This window comes from Azospirillum sp. BE72, from assembly GCF_031455875.1.
GTDB lineage: Bacteria > Pseudomonadota > Alphaproteobacteria > Azospirillales > Azospirillaceae > Azospirillum.
This window is the reverse complement of the sequence record NZ_JAVDTO010000037.1, coordinates 1-7,224: the sequence shown is the minus strand read 5'-3', so window position 1 is coordinate 7,224 and position 7,224 is coordinate 1. Positions and strand designations below refer to the sequence as shown.

8 protein-coding genes are annotated in these 7,224 nt (G+C 65.3%); 2 read left to right on the top strand and 6 right to left on the bottom strand.

What is annotated here, in order from left to right; all coding sequences use genetic code 11:
- The first annotated feature begins 294 nt into the window (after positions 1-294).
- On the top strand, positions 295-486 hold the full coding sequence (locus J2Y49_RS32230; RefSeq protein ID WP_310119846.1) for a hypothetical protein: 192 nt from the start codon (positions 295-297) through the stop codon (positions 484-486).
- On the opposite strand, the gene J2Y49_RS32225 is transcribed toward J2Y49_RS32230, so the two are convergent.
- Both J2Y49_RS32225 and J2Y49_RS32220 read right to left on the bottom strand, forming a co-directional pair.
- Positions 483-743, bottom strand: coding sequence for a hypothetical protein (locus tag J2Y49_RS32225; RefSeq protein WP_310119844.1), 261 nt, complete (start codon positions 741-743; stop codon positions 483-485). The genes J2Y49_RS32230 and J2Y49_RS32225 overlap by 4 nt on opposite strands.
- Complete coding sequence (locus J2Y49_RS32220; protein ID WP_310119842.1) at positions 740-1,063, bottom strand: hypothetical protein; 324 nt, start codon at positions 1,061-1,063, stop codon at positions 740-742. Before J2Y49_RS32220 ends, J2Y49_RS32225 begins: the two co-directional genes overlap by 4 nt.
- A 390-nt stretch (positions 1,064-1,453) precedes the next feature.
- Between J2Y49_RS32220 and J2Y49_RS32215 the strand changes: the two genes are divergently transcribed.
- Positions 1,454-1,831 carry a response regulator gene (locus tag J2Y49_RS32215; RefSeq protein ID WP_310119839.1) on the top strand — a complete coding sequence of 126 codons (378 nt, stop codon included), beginning with the start codon at positions 1,454-1,456 and terminating at the stop codon, positions 1,829-1,831.
- Positions 1,832-1,955: 124 nt separating this feature from the next.
- Here J2Y49_RS32215 and J2Y49_RS32210 read toward each other — a convergent pair whose 3' ends face one another.
- The 4 genes from J2Y49_RS32210 to J2Y49_RS32195 form a co-directional block, all read right to left on the bottom strand.
- A complete protein-coding gene (locus J2Y49_RS32210) occupies positions 1,956-3,473 on the bottom strand; it encodes a sensor domain-containing diguanylate cyclase (RefSeq protein WP_310119838.1) in 1,518 nt (505 codons plus the stop codon).
- A 500-nt stretch (positions 3,474-3,973) separates the two neighbouring features.
- A complete protein-coding gene (locus J2Y49_RS32205; protein ID WP_310119837.1) occupies positions 3,974-4,720 on the bottom strand; it encodes a sensor histidine kinase in 747 nt (248 codons plus the stop codon).
- 63 nt (positions 4,721-4,783) lie between these two features.
- Complete coding sequence (gene tnpC, locus J2Y49_RS32200) at positions 4,784-6,136, bottom strand: IS66 family transposase (protein WP_310119835.1); 1,353 nt, start codon at positions 6,134-6,136, stop codon at positions 4,784-4,786.
- A gap of 292 nt (positions 6,137-6,428) precedes the next feature.
- Positions 6,429-7,224, bottom strand: a 796-nt coding sequence (locus tag J2Y49_RS32195) for a Tn3 family transposase (RefSeq protein WP_310119833.1), incomplete at its 5' end; no start/stop codon positions are given.

Genomic DNA, 7,224 nt, shown 5'->3' with positions numbered 1-7,224 from the left:
CGCGCCCGACCGTCTACCGTACCCTTGCCCGATAGTAATGTCGTGTGCGCCACATAGCGCTGGAGAAAGGCCGCCACTTATCGTCGAAGGTCACACATCGTGTCCGGTATCTACCTGTCGCGAAACTTAGGAGTTTTGCGAGGCAAGAAGCCCTCTGCTGGATTGTGGGATGATTGCTGTTCCACCCGTGTTTTGCCAAACCGCGGGGCCGGCCTGTCGTAACGCCCGAACCCTGCTTGACAGGTCGCGGGGCAGGATAGCGCGACGGGACCGGGTCAGGCCTGTTGTGGAGGTATGGACGACTTCTCCGATGACCGGCGGCTCCGGGTGGCGCAGGGGCGGGTGCGGCGGGCTGCCGAGGCGGTGGCGGACGCCAAGGCGCGGCTGGAGCGGTGTGAGAGCGTGACGGTGGCGGCGCGGGAGCGATGCAGGAAGATGCGGGCATGGCTGGAGGCCCGACGGGAAGCGCATGGGGACCAGCGTTAGCCGTCACCATGATGGGATGAGGACCCTGCCCTCTGCCGGCGGAGGGCCTGCACCAGATCCTGCACGTCCTGGTCTGTGTAGCGTCTGCTTTGGATCCGCTGGACTGCTTCCTCCGCTTCGATCCGCAGTTCCGCGGAGCGTGAGCGCTGCAACTGGGACAGGGCCTGGATTTTTCGGGCGAAGCGCTGGGTGCTTGACGTCCAGGCGCGGAGATCGGCCATGAACTCGTCGATGTCGTCGGCAGGATGATCGGTCATGCTGGATGCTCGGCGGCCCGGCAGGTCATGGGGGAACAGTCACAGTTCGGAAAGCGGCAGGCAGGTCCGTTCACCTCTGCGGCATGGCTGGCAAGGGTACGGTGGATTGCTCTGGCGTCCGCGCTCGGAAACACGCCCTGGACCGTGCTGTCGGAGAGGATGATTTTGAGCAACGCCATGATGTGGCGCTCGGTGTCGAGGGCTTCAGCAAGGAGGCGGTTGAGCAGAGTCGTTGCCTGAGGCTCGGCGCCGAGAGGGTTGCGGGTGCGGGGCTGGAGGGCATCGGGTCCAGGGGCGGGGGTCGATTTGTCGGGATCCATGATGGCGTGATGCTGGGGCAGGCAGTGTGGGCGGAGGTTCGCCGCGTTCGCGGTGTGTGTCATATACGTAGGATAAGGCCGAACGGTTTTCCGGTGGGTGGGGCTTTTAGCGGTCACCTCGCGCTGCCGTGTGTGGCTGCATTCCTGCATGTTCTACAATCGCTGGACCCCGCTGTCTCAGCCGACGTGTTCGAGCGCCCTCATTGGACGGCCAGAGGCATATGGGCCAACTCCCTTCTTAAGGGATTGGGTACAATTGTTACGCCTCAGGTGTGTATATCTTAGCCTGAGCCGTCGTTTTATTGCTGAAGGCAGAAAGCGTTTTCTGTTGCCTATTATCCGCTTACTTGGGTATTTGTGAGCAATTGAAAATGCGATTCCGCGTGGTTCATGCCCTATCCCCTTCATGTTCTGCTGGCCGAGGACGAGGATCTGGTTGCCGTGGTTGTGGCCGAAGTTCTGGAGTCCGAAGGGTTTCGGGTCACCACCACACACAACGGGCTGCAAGCCATCGAGGCTGACGCTGCTGATCCGGCCGACCTCCTGCTCACCGACATGCGCATGCCGACGATGAGCGGCGAGGCCCTGATCCGGATCCTCCGGCAGCGGCGTCCCGACCTGCCGATCGTCGTCACCACCGGGTTCAGCGAACATCTTCCGGACGAAGAGCCGGGACGCTTGGTGGTTCTGCGCAAGCCTTATTCCCTGTCCGCGTTGGTCGGGACGATCACCGCCCTTCTGTCCGCCTGGACGGAGCCGGCCTCCTGAGTGACGGACGGTGGCCGGCGCCAAGCGCGGTTGCAGTCGTCCATGTTCCAATCGCTGCTGTCTGATTTGAAGCCGCAGCGTAGGCATAGAAGGCGGTCAGCGTTCCGACGTTGAAAAGAAGCGGTCAGGCGACGATCCTGTCATTGCGGGACAAGCTTGGTCCCTGCGCCGTCTCGTGAATGAACCAAGCGCCCTTTCCCATCTGTTTGGCCCGGTACATTGCGGCATCCGCTCGGCGCAGGGAGCCGGGCAGGTCGTCGCAGTCGCCCGCGCACAGCGCAATTCCGATGCTGCACCCGACGCCTTGGCCCAGATCACGAACATCGGTGATGATGCGGGCGGCAACGCTGGTAGCGACCGTCCGAATGTCGGGAGCGTGCCCGGACAGGCAGATGACGAACTCATCGCCGCCAAGCCGGCCGAGCAGATCGCCGTCGCGGGTCGTCCGGCGCATGATCTCGGCCACCATCGCCAGAACCTTGTCGCCCTGATGGTGGCCGTGCCGATCGTTCACTCCCTTGAAGCCGTCCAGGTCGATGTAGAGAAAGGCGAGGGTCAACTCCCGCCTGCCGGCGCTCTGGTGCATTCTCTCCGCCAGTTCCAGGAAGAGTCCGCGGGCGGGCAATCCGGTCAGAGGGTCGCGCCGAGCCTGATGAAGCTCAGCGCCCAGCTGCAACGCGACGCTCTCAGCTTCGAGGGCGCGAATTTGAACGTTGTGCTCGCGGCGGCTCATCCGGGTGCCCCACAGAAGCAGGAGCAGGACAAGCGTGGTGGTCAGTGCCACTTCGGCAATGAACCAGAGCGAGCGGGCTTGCCATGCGGCGTAGGCCGACCCGCTCTCGATCCCGGCGTAGACGACGAGGTTCAGATCAGAAACCAGCCGGTACGCGGCGATGCGTTCCTTGCCGTCCAACTCGGCTTGGGAGCGGTAGACTCCGACCGGTGACCGTGGAAGCTGCTCTTGAAAGAGCGGTCCGTTCCGGTTGTTCTTGCCGAGGTGGCTGGCCAGATCCGGACTTCGGGCGACGATCTCTCCGTCGGTGCGGAAGATCGTGACGGTGGTGTCCAGCCCGAACGACATCAGGGCATAGAAGTTGACCAGCCATTCCGTTTTCATCCCGGTGTTCGCGACACCGATGATTTCACCGGTCCAATCGCGGATCGGCCGAGTGATGACGAAGATGATGCGGTTGTCCAGGCGGCTGCGCAGCGCCGGGCTGACCACCAGGTCGGCCCCCGCCATCACTGCCTGGAAATAGGGCCGATCGGCGATGTTGATCGGCCGCTCCTGTTGCCGGCCCGTACCGACCACCGCATTACCCTTGGCGTCGAACAGCCCCAGGGTTTCTCCGCCGTCCAGGTTGGCGAGAGCATCGCGCAACCGGCGCCAGTGCACGCTGCTCCGCACGGCTTCCAGGCTGCCGGCCTCGTCGACCACAGCGGCAGCCTGACGCAAGGCGATGTCAGCGCCTTTGGTCGTGTGCAGGACGTGGGCCTCGACGACCTTGGCCATGTCGGCGGCAAGCGCTTCCATCCGCGCGGTCGTCCTCTGCCGGTCCTGCCACACGAAGTGGGCTGTCATGACAACGACGGCAGCCAGGGCCAATGCAACAGCGAGCAGGGCGCTTCGGTGGCGGGGCATGGAAACTCCGGTGCGACGGCAAGAAAGCGAAGGCAGTTGATGCAAATAATACACCACAGTGTAGGACATGAGTATTTAGGGGCCACCCGCAGTTGGCTCCTCCAGCCATCGCAAATTGCATCGCAGATTCGTAGCCTCCGATCCAGAATGCGCTTTCCCACTCCGCTCAGGGCAGCAATCGGAACTGATTTCATGGGGCGCCTCGCCAGGAGGGCGTCAAAGCGGCGAGAAGCTGCTTGCCTGGACGGCCAGGACATAGCGCACGGTGCGGCCGGGGAGAGCAAGGTGCCCTGCACCCAGGCGCCTGCGGTCAAGCTGCCGACGAGGCGCGACAGGGAACGCCATACCGCCTCCGAAGCGGCCCCTCTGGTGCGGTTGTATCTGTGCCCTTCCCCTATTGCTCCTGACCCTGGTAGAGCCGCCCCCGGCTCGGCAGGCCGTCCACAGGAAGTGGCCTCTGCGGCCGCGGAAGGCCAACAGCACTTCGATGAGGATGTCTCTCAGGCAAGAATGGGGAAAAGGACGATCACGGTGACGCCGCGCGCCACCGCAGGCCATGACACCGTTCCGCCGATCTGGCCGGCCAGCCTGTGCACCAGCCGTGTCCCCAGGCTGCCAGGTCGCGGTGGTCCCATTCCCACCCCATCGTCGGCTACGGTTAAGGTGGCTTCCCTGGTCAGACGGTCGCACCGGAGCGTGATCCGGATCGTGCCGGCTCCGCTGGGGAAGGCATATTTGAGGGCGTTGATCAGCAGCTCGTTGACGATCAACCCCAGCGGCGTGGCCTGATCCGGCGGAATTGCAACCGCCTCCAGGTCGGTTTCAATCCGCAGGCCGCTGTGTTGCAGGGCCAGATTGCTGGCCAAGTGGGCGAGGTAGGGCGCCAGCTCCACCACGGTCGCGTCCGGGTCTGCGCTGAGTTGTTCATGGGCCAGGGCGAGGGCGCCAATCCGGTTCACCAAGCCGTTCAGCCGCTCCTTGATGTGGGCATCGGTGTGTTGGAGCTGCTCCATGATCAGCATGGACGAGACGACGGCCAGAGTGTTCGTCATCCGGTGCTGCAGTTCGCTAATCCGTAACCGATAGCCTTCCTCCATGTGCGAGACCGTCGCCGTAGCTGTGGCCGAGGAGGCTTGGGTGGTGGCGTGGCCGGCGCCCCGGTCGACCGCCACGCCGAGGATGTTGGCCATGGCGAACAGGAACCGTTCGTCATCCTCACCAAAAGCGGTGGGCATCGTGCTGGCCACCTCCAGCACCCCCCAGACGCTACCGCCGCGTGATTGCTCACCCGGCTGGCGGCAGCTGAGCCGTTAAGCGACGGCGAAGGTTCCACCGACGAGCGCCTGGATTGCGGTCCAGGCGGACTGGCCTTGGCGGCGCGCGGTTCCGGTGACGGAGCGATAGCCAGCGTGGATGTCCGGCCCCCAGTCGGAACGGAAGCCGTTGGTCACTTTGCGGAAGATCACCGACGGGCGGATCTCCTGCTCGCTGCCGTTGTTGGTGGGCGGCACGCGGCGGTCGCTGAGGAAGACAAAGAACTTGCCACGCCACGCCTTGACCTGGCGCTGCAACTCGCGCCCGGCCGGATGGGCGGCGGGCACACCGAGCAGCGCATCGAGGCGGCGCTCGGCTTTGGCGGCGTAAGCAGCGAGCGTGCTGTCCTTCAACTCCGGTCTTCGCTTGCCGACGCGGATCGCCCAGCGCAGGTGATCGCGGATCTTCGGCGCGACCACCGTGTCGCCGCAGTCGATGGCGTATTGGACGTCCCTCAAGACGTGAGCCAAACACACTTGGTGGGCCTGCCCGAGTTCCTGCTGGCCGGCGTAGCGGTCGGAGATCCACACCTCGGGCTGGTGTGCGCCCAGAACCACGGCGGCCACCGCCCGGCCCCGGCTCGGCGCGATGGTGTGCAGCACGGCCGCATCGGAATGGAACACCCACTGCCAGTGCGTCACGCCGTTGACGCGCGTCGTGGTCTCGTCCGACGCGATGATGGAAGCGCTCAACAGCTTGGCCTTGATCGCCGCGCAGGCCGTGTCGAACGCTGTGCCCATGCGGCGGAACGCGTTGGCGATGGCGCCCTCGGAGATGCTCAATCCGAACAGCTCCTTGAGCATCCGCGCCAAGCGCTCAAAGCTGACGTGATGGCTGTGATGCAGGTAGGCCAGCAGCGAGCGGATGCCGGGTCCGAACGGCGTGCCCGGCGGCATGGTCGCGGGCGGCTCGGCCCGGTAGCGCCGTCCGCACGAACCGCAGCGACCGCCGAACAGCTCGACCCGCGTCACCACCGGGCGGACTTCGGGCAGGTCGATGTGGTCGTAGCGATGCCGGCAGCGCTGTCCCGCCGCCAACAGCGCCGTTTGGCAATGCGGGCATTCCTCGGCGAGACGGCGCTCCGTGCGATCGGGATCGGGCGCGAGCGGCCGCGCGACACCAGGACGGGGCGGCCGCGGTTTGCGCCCCCGCTTCGCCTTGCCGGTCTTGCCCCCGGGGCCATCCTGGGACGGCGGGATGTGGGAGTTCGCCGAGGTCTTCTTCGGCTTGCCGACCAAGGCTTCCAATTCGGAGATCCGCGCTGCCATACGCTCGATCAGCGCCGCTTGCTCGACGAGCAGGGCGTCCTTCTCAGCGTCGCTCAGGCGATAGCGCGGCGGAACCGTCATAGAGACGTTGACTCATATCCCGAGTCGCCGCGCAATACCCGATCGCCGGCCACCCCCAATGCGCGGGTGGCCCCGCCGGCAGCGGGCGCTCAGCCAGCCCCCTGAGCAATCACACCGCCGCTGATGACGGGGACGCACAGAACAGACCGCAGACCGTTGTCGCGCAGGAGGGCAGAGGTGCGGAATTCGGGACTTGCGGTCAGGTCGGCGATGAGGGTGGGCAGCCGGGCCTGGAAGGGGGTGACGCCATAGGACGGGCGAAAACATACGCTAAGCGGACAAAGCCGGAACATCATGCGGCCAGGAGTTCGGTTGGAGCGCGCAGCGGGCGGTATCTCGACGTGCCCGGCACCCGGTCCGCACTCCAGAGATAGTCGCCGGTCAGGTTGATGTGTTGCCATCCAAGGGGCGCGAGATGGCTCAACAACTCGTCGGGAATGCGCTCGCCCCCAGCGCGCAGGGCATCGATGGCCCGCTTTATGTAGATGGTGTTCCAGAGGATGATTGCGGCCACGACCAGGTTGAGGCCGCCGGCGCGGTGCTGCTGGTTCTCCGGCGTCCGGTCGCGGATGCGCCCAAGGCGGTGAAAGCACACAGCGCGGGCAAGCCCGTTGCGGGACTCGCCCTTGTTCAACTCAGCGGTGGCCTGGCGGCGAAGTGCCGGATTTTGCAGCCATTCCAAGGTGAACAGTGTCCGCTCAAGGCGCCCCACCTCGCGAAGCGCCAAGGCGAGCCCGTTCTGCCGTGGGTAGGAGCCGAGCCGCTTCAGCATCAGCGAGGCCGGCACGGCGCCGGTCCGGATCGAGGTGGCCAACCGCAGCAGGTCGTCCCAGTGCGCCTGGATCCGCGCCTCGTCGATCCGCCCGGCGATGAATGGTTCCAGGGTCGGCCAGGTTGCCGCCGGCCCAAAGGTGTACAGGCGCCGGTCGTGCAGGTTCGGGATGCGCGGCGCGAAGCGGAATCCCAAAAGGTGGCATAACGCGAAGACATGGTCGAGCGTTACATGGACAGTCAAGAGGGAACTGGAGGCGGCTGTCCGGATAGTCCACAGAGGGGCCCCGTGCGCCGCGAAGCGCTCCTCAAGCAGC

Excerpts from the sequence above, each read along its gene's own strand:
- J2Y49_RS32230 (WP_310119846.1), top strand. The coding sequence starts at position 295 with ATGGACGACTTCTCCGATGACCGGCGGCTCCGGGTGGCGCAGGGGCGG.
- J2Y49_RS32225 (WP_310119844.1), bottom strand. The coding sequence starts at position 743 with ATGACCGATCATCCTGCCGACGACATCGACGAGTTCATGGCCGATCTC.
- J2Y49_RS32220 (WP_310119842.1), bottom strand. The coding sequence starts at position 1,063 with ATGGATCCCGACAAATCGACCCCCGCCCCTGGACCCGATGCCCTCCAG.
- J2Y49_RS32215 (WP_310119839.1), top strand. The coding sequence starts at position 1,454 with ATGCCCTATCCCCTTCATGTTCTGCTGGCCGAGGACGAGGATCTGGTT.
- J2Y49_RS32210 (WP_310119838.1), bottom strand. The coding sequence starts at position 3,473 with ATGCCCCGCCACCGAAGCGCCCTGCTCGCTGTTGCATTGGCCCTGGCT.
- tnpC (WP_310119835.1), bottom strand. The coding sequence starts at position 6,136 with ATGACGGTTCCGCCGCGCTATCGCCTGAGCGACGCTGAGAAGGACGCC.